This is a genomic window from Pseudomonas sp. TE3786 (genome assembly GCF_054057335.1).
Window position 1 is genome coordinate 34,035 of record NZ_JBSRZF010000009.1, and the last position, 18,051, is coordinate 52,085.

Below are 18,051 nucleotides of genomic sequence, written 5' to 3' on the forward strand. Positions count from 1 at the left end.
AATTGACTTCGCCCTTTCGCATCACGACTATAGGCGTCCCGTTGCCCCGCGCCGGTGCGCGCGAGGCTCTAAGAGGACCAATATGATGCCTGACGTTACCCTGAGCACCCTGCAAGAGCTGAATCAGAAAGGCGAGAAAATCGTCATGCTCACTGCCTACGATGCCACTTTCGCCTCCGCCGCCGCCAAGGCAGGCGTGGAGGTTCTGCTGGTGGGTGATTCCCTGGGCATGGTCGTGCAAGGCCATGACAGCACCCTGCCGGTCAGCACTGCCGATATGGCTTACCACACCGCCTGCGTAAAGCGCGGCAATGCAGGTGCGTTCATTGTTACCGACCTGCCTTTCATGGCTTACGCCACCCTCGAACAAGCCCTGACCAACAGCGCGACCGTGATGCAAGCCGGCGCCCATATGGTCAAGCTCGAAGGCGGCGCGTTCCTCACTGATATCGTTCGCCGCCTGGCTGAGAACGGCGTGCCTACCTGCATCCACATGGGCCTGACGCCGCAATCGGTGAATGTGCTCGGCGGCTATAAAGTGCAGGGCCGTAACGAGGCCCAGGCCCGCCAGCTGCGCAGCGATGCCCTGGCCCTGGAGCAAGCCGGTGCCGCCATGCTGCTGCTGGAATGCGTGCCCAGCGAACTGGCTGCGGAAATCACCGATGCGGTGAAAATCCCGGTCATCGGCATTGGTGCCGGTAACGCCACCGACGGACAGGTACTGGTGTTGCACGACATGCTCGGTATGTCCCTGACGGGCCGCACGCCGAAGTTCGTGAAGAACTTTATGCAAGACCAGACCAGCATCGACGGTGCCATCAGCGCCTATGTCGCGGCGGTCAAAGACTCCTCATTCCCCGGCGTTGAACACGGATTCTCTGCATGAACACGGTTACCACCGTCCGCGAGCTACGCGCCGCTGTCGCCCAGGCGCGTGCCGAGGGCAAAGATATCGGCCTGGTGCCGACCATGGGCAATCTGCACGCCGGCCATGCCGCGCTGGTGGAAAAAGCCGCCCAGCGCGTCGACTTTGTGGTCGCCAGCATTTTCGTCAATCCGCTGCAGTTCGGTCCTAAAGAAGATCTGGCCAGCTACCCGCGCACCCTGGCGGCCGACAAGGAACGCCTGATCCAGGCCGGCTGCCAATTGCTGTTCGCCCCCAGCGTGGAAGAGATGTACCCCGACGGCATGGCCGCGCAAACCATCGTGCATGTCTCCGGTGTTTCCGAAGGCCTGTGTGGCGGCAGCCGTCCTGGGCATTTCGATGGCGTGTCGACCGTGGTAACCAAGCTGTTCCAGATGGTCCAGCCGGATATCGCTGTTTTCGGCCAGAAGGACTACCAGCAACTGGCCGTGATCCGCACTCTGGTGCGCGACCTCAATATGCCCATCCAGATCATCGGCGAGCCCACCGTGCGGGCTGACGATGGCCTGGCGCTGTCTTCGCGCAACGGCTACCTCGACGAGGCCCAACGCAGCAGCGTTCCCGCCATCTATCAGTGCCTGCAACAGTTGGCCACGGTCATCAAGGCCGGTGCCCGGGATTTCGCCGCGTTGATTGCCCAGGGTCAGCAACAGCTAGAAGCCGCCGGTTTTCGTATGGACTACCTGGAAGTGCGCCGCGCCGACAACCTGCGCCCTGCCACCGAGGAAGATCGTCATCTGGTGATTCTGGTTGCCGTCTTCGTCGGCACCACCCGCCTGATCGACAATATCGCCTTCGACCTGCCCGAAGGCACCTGAACCCTTTGAGCTGCGGTGCCGGCAAGCACGCAGCTCAGCCCTAACAAGAAAGCCCTGCCAAGGCTCTATAGAAAGGAACAAGTGCCATGCACGCCATTATGCTCAAGGCCAAACTGCACCGCGCCGAAGTGACCCACGCGGTACTCGATTACGAAGGCTCCTGTGCCATCGACGGCGAGTGGCTGGACCTCGCCGGTATTCGTGAGTACGAGCAGATTCAGATCTATAACGTCGACAACGGCGAACGCTTCACCACCTACGCCATCCGTGGCGAGGAAGGCTCGCGCATCATTTCGGTGAACGGTGCGGCGGCCCACAAGGCCCAGGTTGGCCACCGTGTGATCATCTGTGCCTACGCCCATTACAGCGAGGCCGAGCTGCTGAATTTCAAACCGAAGATGCTGTATATGGCACCCGGTAATGAACTCAGTCACACCAGCGATGCCATACCTGTTCAAGTCGCGTAACGAGGTCGCTATCATGCGCCGCTGCAGAAGGTCGCCGCAGATGCCAGCAATTGGCATGAAAGCCGCTGTGACCCTACGTGACGGCAATGGCGGCGTTACCCGCTAAGATGAAAGCCCGGAGCCGTCCGGGCTTTTTAATGGTCATAGGTTTCTCACGTTAGTCAGAAAGGAATTTGCAGGCTATGGCGTACTACCAACACCCTCTCGACGTTACCTCCTTGCCCGCTTGGCAAGCATTGCGCCAGCACCGCGAAGCCATGCAGAACTTCAGCATGCGCGAAGCCTTCAACTCCGATGACCAGCGCTTCGCCCAATTCTCGCTGAGCAGTTGCGGTCTGTTCCTGGACTACTCGAAAAACCTGATCACCACCGAAACCCGCGACCTGCTGGTAGCCCTGGCCGAAGAAGTCGGCCTCAAGGAGGCCATCGGCGAAATGGTCAACGGCACCCTGGTCAACGCCTCCGAAGGCCGCCCGGCCCTGCACACCGCCCTGCGGCGCCCCGTGGGCGAACGTCTGTCGGTAAACGGCATCAACGTGATGCCCGACGTACACCGCGTGCTCAACCAGATGACCGAGTTGGTCACCCGCATTCACAACGGCCTGTGGCGTGGCTATACCGAGAAGCCGATCACCGACGTGGTGAACATCGGTATCGGTGGCTCCTTCCTCGGCCCGCAGCTGGTCTCCGAAGCCCTGCTGCCCTACGCCCAGCGTGGCGTGCGCTGCCACTATCTGGCGAACATCGACGGCAGTGAATTCCATGAGCTGTCGGAAAGCCTGAAGGCCGAGACCACTCTGTTTATCGTCTCGTCGAAATCCTTCAACACCCTGGAAACTCTAAAGAACGCGCAGGCCGCGCGCAGCTGGTACCTGGCCCAGGGTGGTTCGGAAGGCGATCTGTATAAACACTTCATCGCCGTTTCAAGTAACCGCGAGGCCGCCGTGGCCTTCGGTATCCGCGAAGAAAACATCTTCCCGATGTGGGACTGGGTAGGCGGTCGCTACTCGCTGTGGTCGGCCATCGGCCTGCCCATTGCCCTGGCCATCGGCATGGCCAACTTCAAGGAGCTGCTGTCCGGTGCCTACAGCATGGACCAGCATTTCCAGACCGCGCCGTTCGAACGCAATATGCCGGTGCTGCTGGCCCTTCTCGGCGTCTGGTACGGCAATTTCTGGGACGCGCAAAGCCACGCGATCCTGCCGTACGACCACTACCTGCGAAATATCACCAAGCACCTGCAGCAGCTGGATATGGAATCCAACGGCAAGAGCGTACGCCAGGACGGCAGCGCCGTGACCTGCGAAACCGGCCCGGTGATCTGGGGTGGCGTGGGCTGTAACGGCCAGCACGCCTACCACCAGTTACTGCACCAAGGCACCCAGCTGATCCCGGCCGACTTTATCGTGCCGGTGGTCACCTTCAACCCGGTGGCCGACCACCACCAATGGCTGTACGCCAACTGTCTGTCGCAGAGCCAGGCACTGATGCTGGGTAAAACCCGCGAAGAAGCCGAAGCCGAACTGCGCAGCAAAGGCCTGCCGGAAGAGGAAGTCGAGCGCCTCGCGCCGCACAAAGTCATTCCCGGCAACCGCCCGAGCAACACCCTGGCCATGGAGCGCATCAGCCCCCGTCGCCTCGGTGCCCTGGTGGCGCTGTATGAGCACAAAGTATTTGTGCAAAGCGTGGTCTGGGGCATCAACGCCTTTGACCAGTGGGGTGTGGAGCTGGGCAAGGAGCTGGGCAAAGGCGTTTATCAGCGCCTGACCGGTGGCAATGAACAGCCGGCCGAAGATGCGTCCACCCAGGGCCTGATCGATTACTTCCGCGCCCGTCACCGCGGCTGATTGCTCAGCGCTGAAGAGCCGGCCGGCTAACACCAGGCCGGCTTTTTTATGCCCGTCATTTACCTAGCGGCAAAAGCGCAGCCGATAGTCGCCTGGTGTTACCCCCAGCGCCTGCACAAAGGCGCGCCGCAAGTTGTACTCGCTGATAAAGCCGCTGCGCTGGGCAATCCGTTTCAGCGACGGCGTTCCGGCCTCCAGCAGCCGGCAGGCCAGCTCCAGACGCAACTGCGTCACCAGCTTGCTCGGGCTCAGGCCCAGCTCAGCCTGGCAATGCCGGTGCAGGGTGCGCGGCGACACCAGCAGCGCCTGCGCCATGACCTCGATGTCGAGGGTGTCGGCCAGATGATCGCGCAGCCACTGCGCCAGGCGTTCGGACAAGCTGTTGGCCGGTGCCTGCTGCATCAGTAGTTCGGCGCTGAACTGGCGTTGCCCGCCCGGCCGACGCAGATACACCACCAGCCCCTTGGCCACCTGCAACGACAGCTCACGGCCGCAGTCTTCCTCCACCAGGCTCAGGCACAGGTCGATACCGGCCGTAACCCCGGCCGAGCTATACACCTGCTGATCGCGCACATACAGCGCGTCATCGAGCACCTGCAACTTGGGAAACAGCCGCGCCAGCAGCCCGGCGTAACGCCAGTGGGTCACCACTTGGCGCCCATCCAACACCCCGGCCTGCGCCAGCAGAAAAGCCCCGGTACACACCGAACAGCAGCGCTCGCACACCACCGCCACCTGCGCTATCCAGCGCGCCAGGTGGCCGGCGGCCATGGCCTGCTGCACGCCATGGCCGCCGGCCACCAACACCGTGCATCCGCTCAGGCTGGCAGGATCGGGTAACGGTTCGCTATGCAGTTCCAGGCCGGTGGATGAGCGCACCAGCCCACCACTGACCGACACCGTACGCAGCACATAGGGCGGCGGCGCAACCGAGGCAGAGAATGGTTCACGTGCAGCGGCAAACACCTCGGCCGGGCCGGTGGCATCGAGCAACTGGAAATCCGCGAACACCACCAGCACCACGGTACGGGTAACAGGTGTCGCGACATCTGATAAGGCGGGCATCTCGCGCTCCAAGCAAAACACTTGGCAGATTTTCAACCATCGACGTCACATACGCCAATGGCGGCGCGCACAGACTGCAACCACTGCCATTTCTGGAGTCCGCCCCATGTTCCGTTTTATTGCAGCCTGCCTGTTGTTATCCGCCTTCCACGCATCCGCCGCGCCGGAGCCAATCCCTTTCTACCAAGGGCAGCGTCAGCGCCCGCTGATTGCGGTGATAGGCGACAACCGCATGACCGAGCTGGTGGATTTTGTCGTGCCCTATGGCGTGCTCCAGCAAGCCGACATCGCCGACGTAGTGAGCGTGGCCCTCGACGAAGGTCCGATGCAGATGATGCCGGCGCTGCGCATCCAGGCCGAGCAAACCACCGCAAACTTCGACCGCCAGTACCCGCAAGGTGCCGACTACCTGATCGTGCCCGCCGTGCACCACGCCGACGATGCCCGCCTGGTGCAGTGGGTGGCAGCGCAGGCGCGCAAAGGTGCCACCGTGGTCGGCGTGTGTGACGGTGTTCTGGTGTTGGGCCATGCCGGCCTGTTGCACGGCAAACAGGCGACCGGGCATTGGTATTCCGAGGGCCAGCGCCAGGACGAATTCCCCGACACCCGCTGGCTGCGCGACCGCCGTTACATCAGCGACGGCAAGGTCATCACCACGGCCGGTGTTACTGCGGCGTTGCCGGTATCACTGGCCCTGATCGAGGCGCTTGCCGGGCCGGCGCGGGCCAAGGCGGTGGCGGCGCAGTTGGGCATCCGCGACTGGTCCGCGCACCACGACAGCAGCGCCTTTGCCCTGCACACCGGCGACTACGCGACCGCCGCCGGCAACCTGCTGGCCGTATGGGGCCATGAGCGCCTGAGCATCGCCGTGCAACCCGACGTCGATGAAGTTGCCCTGGCCCTGCGCGCCGATGCCTGGTCGAGGACCTTTCGCAGTGAGGTCGTTGCCGTCGCCGGTCAGGCCGGGCCGCTGCGTACCCGCCATGGCTTGCTGCTGTTACCCGACAGCACCAGTGCCGCCGATAGCGTGCCGCTGGGCACCAGCAACGGCACTGCCATCGAGCAGTTACAAGGCAGTCTGAACGCCATCGCCGAGCGTTATGGCGTGGCGACTGCCAGGCTGGTGGCGCAACAGTTGGAGTACCCCAGCGACCTGAACCAATGACGGGAAAGCGGCCTCAAAAAACCAGGCTGGGCGCTGCGCGCTTGAACCGGACAAGCGCTTGGGTGCACCCTTACCCGCACTGCGGCCATACAAAAACAAGGACTCCGCCATGTTCAAGATCTCCGACCACCCGGTAGCCGATGCCGTGCGTGAGCGCGCCTGGCTCGACAACGCGGCTTACCAGCGTCTGTACCAGCAATCCATCGAGCAGCCCGAGCAATTCTGGGGTGAGCAGGCCAAGGCCTTTCTCGATTGGTTCCAGCCCTGGCGCAGCGTGTACCACGGCGATATGCGCACTGGCCACGCCACCTGGTTCAAGGACGGCAAACTCAACGTCAGCTACAACTGCATCGACCGCCACCTCGAGAAACGTGGCGACCAGGTGGCGATCATCTGGGAAGGCGACAACCCCAGCGAATCAGCGCATATCACCTATAAAAAACTCCATCACCATGTCAGCCGCCTGGCCAATGTGCTGAAAAGCCGTGGCGTGCAGAAAGGCGACCGGGTGTGCATCTATATGCCGATGGTGCCGGAAGCGACCTACGCCATGCTCGCCTGTGCACGGATCGGCGCGGTGCATTCGGTGGTGTTCGGCGGCTTCTCCCCGGATGCCCTGCGTGACCGCATTCTGGATGCCGACTGCCGCACCGTGATCACCGCCGACGAAGGCGTGCGCGGCGGCAAATACATCCCTCTGAAAAAGAACGTCGACAAGGCCCTGGAAAGTTGCCCGGCGGTGTCCACCGTGGTGGTCGTGCAACGCACCGAGGGCGAGGTGGCGTGGAAAGAAGGCCGCGATCTCTGGTACCACGAGGCGGTAAGCGCCGCCGAAGGCGACTGCCCGCCAGAGCCAATGGACGCCGAAGACCCGCTGTTTATTCTCTACACCTCCGGCTCCACCGGCAAACCCAAGGGCGTGCTGCACACCACCGGCGGCTACCTGCTGGTGGCGGCGATGAGCCACAAGTACGTGTTCGACTACCACGACGGCGATATCTACTGGTGCACCGCCGACGTCGGCTGGGTGACCGGCCACAGCTATATCGTCTACGGGCCGCTGGCCAATGGTGCCACCACCCTGGTGTTCGAAGGCGTGCCGAACTACCCGGACAGCTCGCGCTTCTGGCAGGTGATCGACAAGCACGAAGTGAATATTTTCTACACCGCCCCCACTGCGCTGCGTGCCCTGATGCGTGAAGGCGCAGGCCCGGTGGAAAAAACCTCGCGCGCCAGCCTGCGCCTGCTCGGTAGCGTCGGCGAGCCGATCAACCCGGAAGCCTGGGAATGGTATTTCAATGTGGTCGGCGAGTGCCGCTGCCCCATCGTCGATACCTGGTGGCAGACCGAAACCGGCGGCATCATGCTCACCCCGCTGCCCGGTGCCACCCTGCTGAAACCAGGCTCGGCGACCCAACCCTTCTTCGGCGTGCAGCCGGCGTTGCTGGATGAACAGGGCAAGGAAATTCAAGGTGCCGGCTCCGGCGTGCTGGTGATCAAAGCCAGCTGGCCTAGCCAGATCCGTAGCGTATACGGCGACCACCAGCGGATGATCGATACCTACTTCAAGCCCTACCCCGGTTACTACTTCTCCGGTGATGGCGCGCGCCGTGATGCCGATGGTGATTACTGGATCACCGGGCGCATCGACGACGTGATCAACGTTTCCGGCCACCGCATTGGCACCGCCGAAGTGGAAAGCGCTCTGGTGCTGCACGATGCCGTGGCCGAAGCGGCGGTGGTCGGTTATCCCCATGACCTCAAAGGCCAAGGCATCTATGCCTTTGTCACCCTGATGCAGGGCGTGGAGGTCAGCGACGAACTGCAGAAGGAATTGCTGGCAATGGTCAGCAAGGAGATCGGCAGCTTCGCCAAACCCGAACTCCTGCAATGGGCACCGGGCTTGCCAAAAACCCGCTCGGGGAAAATCATGCGGCGCATTCTGCGCAAGATCGCCTGCAATGAACTGGACAGCCTGGGCGACACCTCGACCCTGGCCGACCCGTCCGTAGTCGACAGCCTGATCGACAACCGCCTCAACCGCTAACTGCAACGCCCGGCGTTGCACCCGCGCCGGGCCTGCTTACGAAGTGAGTTATGGAATTTCTTCGCCAACGTATCGAACGCCAGGTCATCAGCCTTACGGGCTTGGCATTGGGCCAGATCGACTTTGAACAACCGCCTGGCGACCCTGGCCTGTTTGGCCCCGACGCGGTGTGCTGGCGTGTGCATGGCGACTTCACCAGCATGATGATCGGCGGCATCAGCGCCCTGCTGTTACAAGCCCTGCATCCCTTGGCGTTGGCCGGCGTGTGGGACCACTCGAATTTTCGTCAAGACCTGCTCGGGCGCCTGCGCCGCACCGGGCAATTTATCTCTGGCACCACCTATGGCTCGAGCAAAGACGCCAACTGGCTGATCGACAAGGTGCGCACCATTCACCTGCAGGTTACCGGCACTGCCAAAGACGGCCGCCCCTATTCCGCCAGCGACCCGGCGCTACTGACCTGGGTGCATGTGGCCGAAGTCAGCAGTTTTCTGGCTGCCCATTTGCGTTACTGCAACCCGGATCTGCCGGTCAGCGAGCAAGACCGTTACTACGCGGAAATCGCCTTGATCGCCGAACGCCTCGGTGCCACCAACGTGCCGCGCAGTTGCCAGGAAGTGGCCGATTACCTGGAGGGCATTCGCCCGCAGTTGCTCTGCGACGAGCGCAGCGCCGAGATCATGGACGTGCTGTTCAACGCACCAGCACCCAGCGCCGTCGCCAAGCCTTTCGGTGCTCTGATGATGCGTGCGGGTGTCGACCTGTTACCGCGCTGGGCGGCCGAAATGCTGGGCTTGGAATTGTCCGAGCGCCAGCGCCTGTTGATACGCAGCGGGGTCAGACGCAGCGCGCCATTGCTGCGTTGGGCGGTGCGTAGCGGTGCCTATCACCGGGCGCGCAAACGCATGGGTTTACCGGCGCTGCGCTGACCCACCAGTCAGCCCTGCGTGTGGTCGCAGCCCCTGCCCTGTGCCACCATAACCGCCCGCCGCGGCATGCCCGCGCCCCTGTCCATGATGAGGAACTGCGCCATGCAAGACGTCGTAATCGTTGCCGCCACCCGTACCGCCGTCGGCAGTTTCCAGGGCTCGTTGGCCGGTATTCCTGCCGTTGATTTGGGCGCTGCCGTAATCCGCGCCCTGCTGGAACAAACCGGCCTGAATGGCGCTGAAGTGGATGAAGTGATCCTCGGCCAGGTGCTCACCGCTGGTGCCGGCCAGAACCCCGCGCGACAAGCTGCGATCAAGGCCGGCCTGCCCGTAGCAGTGCCAGCGCTGACCCTGAATAAAGTTTGCGGCTCCGGTCTGAAAGCCTTGCACCTGGGTGCCCAGGCCATTCGTTGTGGCGACGCCGAGGTGATCATCGCCGGTGGCCAGGAAAACATGAGCCTGTCGCCGTACGTAATGCCGGGTGCTCGCACCGGCTTGCGCATGGGCCACTCGCAAGTGATCGACAGCATGATTACCGATGGCCTGTGGGATGCCTTTAACGACTACCACATGGGCATTACCGCCGAGAATCTTGTGGATAAGTACGAGATCAGCCGCGAAGCCCAGGACGCTTTCGCCGCCGGCTCTCAGCAGAAAGCCGTGGCCGCCATCGAAGGCGGGCGCTTCAAGGATGAGATTACGCCGATCCTGATTCCGCAGCGCAAGGGCGACCCGGTTGCCTTCGCCACTGACGAACAACCGCGTGCCGGCACCACGGCCGAGGCGTTGGCCAAACTGAAACCCGCCTTCAAAAAAGACGGCAGCGTGACAGCTGGCAATGCCTCCAGCCTCAACGATGGCGCTGCCGCCGTGCTGCTGATGAGCGCCGCCAAAGCCAAGGCCCTGGGTCTGCCGGTGCTGGCGAAAATCGCCGCCTACGCCAACGCTGGGGTAGACCCGGCGATCATGGGCATCGGCCCGGTGTCGGCGACCAAACGCTGCCTGGAAAAAGCCGGCTGGACCCTCGACCAACTGGACCTGATCGAAGCCAACGAAGCCTTCGCTGCACAAGCGTTGTCGGTGGGCAAGGAACTGGGTTGGGACGCGAGCAAGGTCAACGTCAACGGCGGGGCCATCGCCATCGGCCACCCCATCGGCGCATCAGGCTGCCGTGTGCTGGTGACCTTGCTGCACGAGATGATCAAGCGGGACGCCAAGAAAGGCCTCGCCACCTTGTGCATCGGTGGTGGGCAAGGCGTGGCGCTGGCCCTGGAACGCGCGTAACGCTGTTGACCTCGTAGGAGCGGCTTTAGCCGCGAAAACTGCGCGCACATTCGCGGGCCAATCGCGGCTAAAGCCGCTCCTACGGGTTCACCGTTAACGCCTCGGTGTTAAACTGCGCGCCCCTTAATTTCCGAGCCGCGGCGCATGTCTTCTCTCGATCAGGCGCTGCGCGCCGCCCTCGCCAATCGTCAGCCGCTTCTGGCTGAACTGCACGGCCAAGGCACCGACTGCTACCGCCTGTTCCATGGCAGTCAGGAAGGCGCTTCCGGCCTGACCATCGACCGTTACGGCCCTCAGTTGCTGGTGCAAAGTTTCCACACGGCCCTGGAACGCGATGCCTTGCTGGCCGCCCATGCGCTGATCAATGCCGAACTGAGCCTCGACCTGCTGCTGGTCTACAACGACCGCTCCGGCACCAATTCGCGCATCGACCGTAGCGACGCGGTGTACCAGGCCGAGCCTGCGGCGTTGGTCGATATGGTCGGCCACGAATGGGGCCTGAACTACCGGGTGCGCGGTCGCCATGCCGGGCAGGACCCGCTGCTGTTTCTTGACCTGCGCAACGCGCGCGGCTGGGTCAAAGCGCATAGCGCCGGCAAAAGCGTGCTCAACCTGTTTGCCTATACCTGTGGCGTCGGTCTGAGTGCCGCAGCTGGGGGTGCCAGTGAAGTCTGCAATCTGGATTTCGCCGAGGGCAATCTGGCAGTGGGTAAGGAAAACGGCGCACTTAACCCCGAACTCGCGCCAATGCAGTTCATCCAGTCCGACTACTTCCCAGCCATTCGCCAACTGGCCGGCTTGTCGATTACCCAACGCCGCGGTCAGAAACTGCCCAGCTATGTACGCCTGGATCAGCGCCAGTACGACCTGGTATTGCTCGACCCGCCGGCCTGGGCCAAAAGCGCTTTCGGCACCGTCGATTTGCTGCGGGATTACCAGAGCCTGCTCAAGCCGGCGATCCTCAGCACCGCCGACGACGGCGTGCTGATTTGCTGCAACAACCTGGCAAAGGTCGCCATGGAAGATTGGCGTGAGCAGGTGCTGCGCTGTGCCGACAAGCTGGGCCGACCGGTGCGCGAATGGCAGGTGATGCCGCCGGCCGCAGACTTCCCTTCCAGCGATGGCCGGCCGCCCCTTAAGACGCTGATTCTGCAGTTCTAAAAGCATCGCGGTTAAAACCGCTCCTACGGATTGTGCAGCCCGTAGGAGCGGTTTTAACCGCGATGCTCTTCACGCCCGACAAAGGAAACTTGGCGCACGTGCCGAACCTCAGACGCGTGCCATACTCCAAGCCACTTCTTGCCAGGAAAGTTGAAGCGTCGTCATGCCCAAAGGATTGAAACGCGCCGTTGGCGCCCTGCTGATTGCCCTCGGTTTATACAGCCTGCTGGGTTTTCTGATTTTGCCGGGTATTGCCCTGCGTATCGCCAACCAACAGTTGGCGGCCATGGCCACAGTGCCGGCCAAACTTGAGCGTCTGGAGCTCAACCCATTCAGTCTGGAAGTCTCGGCGTGGGGTCTGCATATCGGTGAGCCCGCCGCCGACCAGCTTGGTTTCCAGCGGCTCTACGCCAACCTGCAACTGGATAGCCTGTGGACCGGCGCGCTGCACTTGGCCGACGTCGAGTTGGAAAAGTCGCAAACGGCGGTGCAGTTCAGCAAGGACGGCACCCTCAACCTGACCCAACTGTTCAAGCTGCCGGAAAAACCGGAACCCAAAGAGCCCGACGCCAAACCCTTCCCGCTGCGCCTGGATCGCCTGGAGCTGATCGAGGGTGCACTGCAATTTGCCGACCTGCGCCCCAGCGAACCGGTGCAGTTCGTCTATGACTCGCTGAACCTGGAACTCAAGCACCTCAGCACCCTGCCCGAAGACAACGCCGATATGAGTCTGGTGGCCAAAGGGCCGTACGGCGGGCAGGTGGACTGGATCGGCAAGGTCAGCCTGGCACCCATCACCTCCAGCGGTCAGCTGAAAATCACCGACGGCAATATGAAAGCCTTCTGGCCCTATGTGCGTGATGCGGTACCGCTGGTGTTGGAAAAAGGCATGCTCAGTCTGAGCACCGATTACACCTTGGACCTGAGCCAGGGCACCCAACTGCTGCTGAGCAACACCGCGATGACCGTCGCCCCGTTTGCCATTAAGACCGTCGACGATCGTCCGCTGGTAAGCCTGGAACGCCTGGAAATCAGCGAAACCTCAGTGGACCTGGCCAAGCAGTTGGTAACCGTCGGCAAGATCCGCAGCCAGAATCTGCAGGCCTGGGCCGCGCGAGAAAAAGACGGCGAACTGGATTGGCAAAAGCTGTTTGCCAGCAAGCCCGCCTCCGCCAAAGTCGAACCCGCACCCACGCCGGTTGCCACGCAACCTGAAGGCACCGAGGCACCCGCGCCGACGCCGCCCACCGACCCGAACGCCGTCGCTGCAAAACAAGCACCTGCACCCACCGAGCCAGGCAAACCCTGGCAGGTGCTGCTGCAAGACACCCAGCTGCGTGGCTACCGCATTCACCTGGCCGACCGGGTACCGAAAGATCCGGTGGCGCTGGATATCGGCCCGCTGAATCTGGACCTGGAACAGTTCGACAGCCTCAACGGCTCACCTTTCCGCCTCAAGCTCGATACCGGCCTGGGCAAACAGGGCAAGATCACCGCCAGCGGACAGGTCAATCTCAACCCGGTCAATGCGCAGCTCAAGGTCACCACCCAGGACATCGACCTGCGCGTGGCGCAGTCCTATCTGGAGCCCTTTGTGCGTCTGGAACTGCGTAGCGGTCTGCTCGGCAGCGACCTGGCGGTCGACCTGAAGAGTACCGAGCCGCTGGCCTTCAGCATCACCGGGCGTGCCCAGGTCGATCAGCTACACACGCTGGACACCCTGAAAAGCCGCGACTTTGTGAAGTGGAAGCAACTGACCCTCGACGGCCTCAATTACCGGCATGGGGACAGCCTGTCGATCGACAAGGTCAGCCTGGTCCAGCCGTATGCGCGGTTTATGATCAACGAGGACCGCAGCACCAACGTCAGTGACCTGGTCATCGCGCAGCCGGCCGCCCCGAACGCCAAACCGACACCTGCCGGTAAACCGCTAGGCATTCATATCGGCGGCATCGCCATCGATGACGGCTCGGCCAACTTCGCTGACTTCAGCCTGAAGCCGAACTTCGGCACCGCCATTCAACAGCTCAACGGCCAGATCGGCACCCTCGACAACCGCAAGCCGCAGGCGGCCAATGTGGATATCAAGGGCAAGGTCGATCGTTATGCGCCGGTCAGCATTGTCGGCAGCCTCAACCCGTTCGAGCCGCTGGATGCCCTGGACCTGACCACCAGCTTCAAGCATGTCGAGCTGACTACCCTGACGCCCTACTCCGGCAAGTTCGCCGGCTACCGCATCCGCAAGGGGCGGATCAATCTGGACCTGCATTACCGCATCGAAAAGGGCCAGTTGAACGCCGAGAACAAGCTCGTGGTGGAGAAACTGCAACTGGGTGAGCAGGTGGACAGCCCAGACGCCGTCGATCTGCCGATCCGCCTGGCGGTGGCGCTGCTCAAGGATACCGACGGCAAGATCCAGCTCGAGCTGCCGGTCTCCGGCGATCTCAATAACCCGCAATTCAGCGTGATGCCGATTGTCTGGCAGACCCTGCGCAATCTGGTACTGCGTGCGGTGTCGGCACCGTTCAAGTTTATTGCCGGGCTGGTTGCCGGTGGTTCGGATGTGGATATCAGCACGGTGCAGTTCGCCGCCGGCACCAGCACCCTGGATGGCAGCGCCGAGAGCGGCCTGAACACCCTGGCCGAGGCACTCCAGCAACGCCCCAACCTGCGCCTGGAAGTGGAAGGCCTGAGCGCGGCGAAAGCCGATGGTCCATTGCTGGCCGAGCAGCGTCTGCACCGCGAATACCAGTACATCTACTACAAGATGCTGCAACGTCGTGGTGACAAGGTGCCCGCCAAGGCCGCGCTGCTGGAAGTGCCGGAAGATGAACAGGCACCGATGCTCGAAGGCATCTACCGCACCCGTCTGAAAAAGCAGCCGCCGGCGGAATGGAAGGACCTCGGCGACGACGAACGCAGCGCCAAGCTGCGTGGCGATATCCTCGCCCACTGGAGCAACAACGAGGTGCTGCTACGCAAACTGGCCCAGGCCCGCGCCGCTGCCATCAAGCATTACCTGGTGAGCAAAGGTGGCTTGGCGGACGAGCGTATCTATATGGTCGATGTCAGCCTCGGCGAGCCCGAAAGTAACGGCCGCGTGGCATCGCCGCTGAACCTCGACAGCGAATAAAGCACACTGCCGGGTGCCTCTACACAGGGGCTCCGGCGAGGGTCTGCGGTGTGACAGAGACGATACACGGGTGTAGCCTATGGCCTAAACTCCTTGCGGACAGCCTCCGTGAAAGCCTCCTCGTTTTACGCCATCTTCCTGCTTGGCCTTACCCTCTGCGGCAACGTATTCGCCTCCGCGACGCTGCGCTGTGGCAGCAACCTGGTCAGCATGGACGACCGTACCCTCGAAGTGGAAAACAAATGCGGCGCACCGTTAAGCCGCAGCGTGGTGGGCAACAAAGTGGTGTACGGCTACTACGGCGAACGCAGCGAAGTGCTGGTTGAAGAATGGGCCTATGGCCCGCGCAACGGCATGTACTACTACCTGCGTTTCGAGGGCAATCGCCTGGTCGATATCGATTCCAAACGGGGCGGCTAACCACCCCATCAATAAACAAACTGGACAGGATGCCCAGCCATGAAAAAGTCGTATCTACTCTGCCTCCCCCTGTTGTTTCTGGCCGCCGAAAGCCAGGCCTCGCTGCGTTGCGACAAGGGTATCGCCAGCGAAGGCGATCGACAGATCGAAGTGCAAACCAAGTGTGGCGAGCCCAACAGCAGCAACGTGGTTGGCTATGTCGAAAGCCGCACCGGCAACCGCACCTCAGAAGTAGAAGTGCAGGAATGGGTATACGGCCCACGCGAAGGCGGGATGATGTATTTTTTGCGCTTTGAAGGCGGGCGGTTAGTCCGTGTCGATAGTAAGCGCGGTTGATCCGTAGGTTGGGCTCAGCGCAGCGAAGCCCAACCTACGTTTTGTTCATCAAACTGCGCCGCTCAAGGAAGATAACGCGTGCTGATCATCCCCGCCGAACACCCGCTGGACTGGAAAAAACCGCCGGTCCTGACCCTGCTGCTGATTCTGCTCAACACCCTGATCTATTTCGCCTACCAGGGCGGCGACAGCGCGCGTGAAGAAGTGGCGGTCAAAACCTACCTGGATGGCGGTTTGCTTGACCGCGAGAAGGCGCTGTTTATCCAGTCCTACGGCGACCGCAACGAACTCGACAAGGAACACCGCAAGGCCTTCACCGCCGCGCCGCGGGTGCTGTTAGCGCGATATATCCTCACCGACCTGCAGTTCGAAAACACCCTGCACTACAACCCCGCTTACCAGGACGACCCCGCCTGGCAGGCAGCCCGCGCCAAGGCCGAAGCCGCGCGGGACAAACTGAGCAACTTCCGCTTCGGTTTTATCCCGGCCAAGTTCACGGTGCAGGGCCTGTTCGGCGCAATGTTTCTGCACGCCGACTTCGGCCACCTGGCCGGCAATATGCTGTTTCTGTTTATCTTCGGCTTCGCCCTCGAACGCGCCCTCGGCGCTGCCGTGTACATCGGCCTGTATCTGCTCAGCGGTCTGGCCTCGCACCTGTTGTGGTGGGTGATGGACCCGGTGTGGGCCACCGGTATCGGCGCTTCCGGCGCGATTGCCGGGCTGATGGGCATGTACCTGGGCATCTACGGCCTGCGACGGATCAACTTCTTCTACTGGCTGGGGCCGATGTTCGGCTACTTCCGCGCGCCGGCTTTGTGGATTCTGCCGATATGGATGGGCAAAGAGCTGTATGGCCTGCTGTTGGCCAATGACCACGTCAACTACTACGCCCACCTCGGCGGCATGGGCGCAGGCTTTCTGGCGGTGTGGCTACCCAAACAGATTGGCGGCCTGAAGGTCGACGAAGCCTACCTGAACAAGGAAGACCCAGACGCGCCATTCAAACGTGAAGTGGCTTCCCTCGACAATCTGATCGGCAGCTTCAACCTGGAACAGGCCGCCACCCGCGGCATCGACCTGCTCAACCGCTACCCCAACCGCCTATTGCTTCTGGAGCGCCTCTACCCCGTAGCGAAAAGCCGCGACGACAAAGTGCTGCTCAGCGCCGTGCTCAAGCAAGTGTTCGCCCTGCCCCACGCCATCGCCAACCAGCCCCTGCTGCAACGCCTGGCCGACGACAGCGCACAGTTCACCCTGCTGCAACACCCCGCTGTGCAAATGCACCTACTGCAACGGCTACTCCAAGCCCGCGACGGCGGCCGCGCGTTGGGCGCGTGGCGCAAACTGATCCAAACCCGCAACCGCCCGCCCCAGCTGCCCACCCTGACCCTGCAACTGGCCAAACAGCTCGGCCAACAAGACGACCGCCGCAGCGTCAGCGAACTCAACGAATTCCTCCGCGCCGTCTACCCCGACGCCGAACAGACCCAGCAGCTGGCGATTTACCAACAGCACATTGCGCGCTAACGCCCCCGTAGGCGCGGCTTCAGCGCGATGCTATTGCGTTTTCAGGCCCGGCCAATCGCGGCTGAAGCCGCTCCTACAGGGGGCGCGCCGCCGTTGCGATAGTAGCCGTCGAGGGTTTCGGGGCTAAGGTCAGGCAAGGCGAAAGTCGGCTTTCAACGCAGCATGGCCGACGCCCCGGAAGCCGATGAGTTGTGAACACAAATAAAAAGACCCCGGAGGGTTAACTCCGGGGTCTTTTTATTTGTGTTCACAACTTACTTCGAAAGTCGTGAAGCTCTTCCTGAGCTTTCTCCTTGGTCCATCCATAGCGCTCCTGAAGTTTCCCTGCCAGGTACTCGCTATGCCCTTCGGCGACATCCAAGTCGTCGTCCGTCAGGTCGCCCCAACGTTCCTTGATCTTGCCATTGAGCTGTTTCCACTTGCCTTTGATCACGTCGGAATTCATGGGAAGTCCTCCTTTGTCTGGGCCAATCGGCTGCCACCGGTCGAGGGTGACAGCTGAGGGAATGCTGTCAGGCGGTCAGCTGATTAGTCAGCCGATTTCAGGCCGTCGGCGGAAACCGCCTTCACGCCTTTGATGCCCTTGGTTTTGGCGACAGCCAGATCACGCTCGGCATCGCTTTTCACTACACCGGACAGGGAAACCACGCCTTTGTTGGTTTCAACCTTGATGTCCAGAGCGCTAAGGGCGCTGTCGGCAACGAAAGTGGATTTGACCTTGCTGGTGATCCAGGTATCGGTCACGGCTTCTTCAGCGTTATCCACGGTTTCACTGGCAGCCATCATCAGCGGACCAGTCTGGGTGTGAGTGGTATCGGCGAAAGCCAGAGGCGTCATGCTCAGGCTCAGTGCGCCAGCAGTGGCAGCTGCAATAACCAACTTATTGAAAGGCTTGTTCATAACGTCTCACTCCTAGTTCATTCGAAA

General features: G+C 62.0%; 16 protein-coding genes. 13 read left to right on the forward strand and 3 right to left on the reverse strand.

All coding sequences use genetic code 11. The annotated features are described in order from the left end of the window. The first annotated feature begins 85 nt into the window (after positions 1-85). From panB to pgi, 4 genes are all read left to right on the forward strand, one after another. Complete coding sequence (gene panB, locus ACVW0Y_RS11955; RefSeq protein WP_457438524.1) at positions 86-886, forward strand: 3-methyl-2-oxobutanoate hydroxymethyltransferase; 801 nt, start codon at positions 86-88, stop codon at positions 884-886. After that, positions 883-1,743, forward strand: coding sequence for a pantoate--beta-alanine ligase (panC, locus tag ACVW0Y_RS11960; RefSeq protein WP_457438525.1), 861 nt, complete (start codon positions 883-885; stop codon positions 1,741-1,743). Before panB ends, panC begins: the two co-directional genes overlap by 4 nt. Positions 1,744-1,829: 86 nt before the next feature. Then, a complete protein-coding gene (gene panD, locus ACVW0Y_RS11965; protein WP_110616950.1) occupies positions 1,830-2,210 on the forward strand; it encodes an aspartate 1-decarboxylase in 381 nt (126 codons plus the stop codon). 182 nt (positions 2,211-2,392) lie between these two features. Continuing rightward, on the forward strand, positions 2,393-4,057 hold the full coding sequence (pgi, locus tag ACVW0Y_RS11970) for a glucose-6-phosphate isomerase (protein WP_457438526.1): 1,665 nt from the start codon (positions 2,393-2,395) through the stop codon (positions 4,055-4,057). Between the two features lie 63 nt (positions 4,058-4,120). Here the strand turns inward: pgi and ACVW0Y_RS11975 are convergent, their stop codons facing one another. Next, positions 4,121-5,122 (reverse strand): GlxA family transcriptional regulator, encoded by a 1,002-nt coding sequence (locus ACVW0Y_RS11975; protein ID WP_457438528.1) that lies wholly within the window; start codon positions 5,120-5,122, stop codon positions 4,121-4,123. A 106-nt stretch (positions 5,123-5,228) separates the two neighbouring features. On the opposite strand from ACVW0Y_RS11975, the gene ACVW0Y_RS11980 reads away from it, so the two are divergent. The 9 genes from ACVW0Y_RS11980 (at position 5,229) to ACVW0Y_RS12020 (ending at position 17,124) form a co-directional block, all read left to right on the forward strand. Beyond that, entirely contained in the window at positions 5,229-6,287 is a 1,059-nt protein-coding gene (locus ACVW0Y_RS11980; RefSeq protein WP_457438529.1) for a DJ-1/PfpI family protein, read from the forward strand. 109 nt (positions 6,288-6,396) lie between these two features. Beyond that, positions 6,397-8,334: an acetate--CoA ligase gene (acs, locus tag ACVW0Y_RS11985; RefSeq protein WP_457438531.1), complete on the forward strand. Its 1,938-nt coding sequence runs from the start codon at positions 6,397-6,399 to the stop codon at positions 8,332-8,334. Positions 8,335-8,384: 50 nt separating this feature from the next. Then, positions 8,385-9,263 carry an oxygenase MpaB family protein gene (locus ACVW0Y_RS11990; RefSeq protein WP_457438532.1) on the forward strand — a complete coding sequence of 293 codons (879 nt, stop codon included), beginning with the start codon at positions 8,385-8,387 and terminating at the stop codon, positions 9,261-9,263. A gap of 102 nt (positions 9,264-9,365) precedes the next feature. Then, positions 9,366-10,547 (forward strand): acetyl-CoA C-acetyltransferase, encoded by a 1,182-nt coding sequence (locus ACVW0Y_RS11995; RefSeq protein WP_457438534.1) that lies wholly within the window; start codon positions 9,366-9,368, stop codon positions 10,545-10,547. A gap of 144 nt (positions 10,548-10,691) precedes the next feature. After that, the gene (locus ACVW0Y_RS12000; RefSeq protein ID WP_457438536.1) at positions 10,692-11,708 is read left to right on the forward strand and encodes a class I SAM-dependent rRNA methyltransferase; all 1,017 of its coding nucleotides are present in this window, start codon (positions 10,692-10,694) and stop codon (positions 11,706-11,708) included. Positions 11,709-11,871: 163 nt separating this feature from the next. Further along, entirely contained in the window at positions 11,872-14,841 is a 2,970-nt protein-coding gene (locus tag ACVW0Y_RS12005) for a DUF748 domain-containing protein (protein WP_457438538.1), read from the forward strand. A 108-nt stretch (positions 14,842-14,949) separates the two neighbouring features. After that, the gene (locus ACVW0Y_RS12010) at positions 14,950-15,261 is read left to right on the forward strand and encodes a DUF2845 domain-containing protein (RefSeq protein WP_457438540.1); all 312 of its coding nucleotides are present in this window, start codon (positions 14,950-14,952) and stop codon (positions 15,259-15,261) included. 39 nt (positions 15,262-15,300) lie between these two features. Continuing rightward, positions 15,301-15,597, forward strand: coding sequence for a DUF2845 domain-containing protein (locus tag ACVW0Y_RS12015; protein ID WP_457438541.1), 297 nt, complete (start codon positions 15,301-15,303; stop codon positions 15,595-15,597). A 78-nt stretch (positions 15,598-15,675) separates the two neighbouring features. Beyond that, positions 15,676-17,124 (forward strand): rhomboid family intramembrane serine protease, encoded by a 1,449-nt coding sequence (locus tag ACVW0Y_RS12020; RefSeq protein ID WP_457438543.1) that lies wholly within the window; start codon positions 15,676-15,678, stop codon positions 17,122-17,124. A gap of 247 nt (positions 17,125-17,371) precedes the next feature. Here the strand turns inward: ACVW0Y_RS12020 and ACVW0Y_RS12025 are convergent, their stop codons facing one another. Together ACVW0Y_RS12025 and ACVW0Y_RS12030 are read right to left on the reverse strand one after the other, a co-directional pair. After that, positions 17,372-17,569 (reverse strand): CsbD family protein, encoded by a 198-nt coding sequence (locus tag ACVW0Y_RS12025; RefSeq protein WP_457438544.1) that lies wholly within the window; start codon positions 17,567-17,569, stop codon positions 17,372-17,374. Between the two features lie 83 nt (positions 17,570-17,652). Then, positions 17,653-18,024, reverse strand: coding sequence for a BON domain-containing protein (locus tag ACVW0Y_RS12030; protein WP_457438545.1), 372 nt, complete (start codon positions 18,022-18,024; stop codon positions 17,653-17,655). Positions 18,025-18,051 lie beyond the last annotated feature (27 nt).

Bases quoted from the DNA above. Each gene is read 5' to 3' on its own strand.
- ACVW0Y_RS11995 (WP_457438534.1), top strand. From the start codon at position 9,366: ATGCAAGACGTCGTAATCGTTGCCGCCACCCGTACCGCCGTCGGCAGT.
- ACVW0Y_RS11980 (WP_457438529.1), top strand. From the start codon at position 5,229: ATGTTCCGTTTTATTGCAGCCTGCCTGTTGTTATCCGCCTTCCACGCA.
- ACVW0Y_RS12025 (WP_457438544.1), bottom strand. From the start codon at position 17,569: ATGAATTCCGACGTGATCAAAGGCAAGTGGAAACAGCTCAATGGCAAG.
- panB (WP_457438524.1), top strand. From the start codon at position 86: ATGCCTGACGTTACCCTGAGCACCCTGCAAGAGCTGAATCAGAAAGGC.
- ACVW0Y_RS12005 (WP_457438538.1), top strand. From the start codon at position 11,872: ATGCCCAAAGGATTGAAACGCGCCGTTGGCGCCCTGCTGATTGCCCTC.
- ACVW0Y_RS12015 (WP_457438541.1), top strand. From the start codon at position 15,301: ATGAAAAAGTCGTATCTACTCTGCCTCCCCCTGTTGTTTCTGGCCGCC.
- ACVW0Y_RS12000 (WP_457438536.1), top strand. From the start codon at position 10,692: ATGTCTTCTCTCGATCAGGCGCTGCGCGCCGCCCTCGCCAATCGTCAG.
- panC (WP_457438525.1), top strand. From the start codon at position 883: ATGAACACGGTTACCACCGTCCGCGAGCTACGCGCCGCTGTCGCCCAG.
- acs (WP_457438531.1), top strand. From the start codon at position 6,397: ATGTTCAAGATCTCCGACCACCCGGTAGCCGATGCCGTGCGTGAGCGC.
- pgi (WP_457438526.1), top strand. From the start codon at position 2,393: ATGGCGTACTACCAACACCCTCTCGACGTTACCTCCTTGCCCGCTTGG.
- ACVW0Y_RS11975 (WP_457438528.1), bottom strand. From the start codon at position 5,122: ATGCCCGCCTTATCAGATGTCGCGACACCTGTTACCCGTACCGTGGTG.
- ACVW0Y_RS11990 (WP_457438532.1), top strand. From the start codon at position 8,385: ATGGAATTTCTTCGCCAACGTATCGAACGCCAGGTCATCAGCCTTACG.
- ACVW0Y_RS12030 (WP_457438545.1), bottom strand. From the start codon at position 18,024: ATGAACAAGCCTTTCAATAAGTTGGTTATTGCAGCTGCCACTGCTGGC.
- panD (WP_110616950.1), top strand. From the start codon at position 1,830: ATGCACGCCATTATGCTCAAGGCCAAACTGCACCGCGCCGAAGTGACC.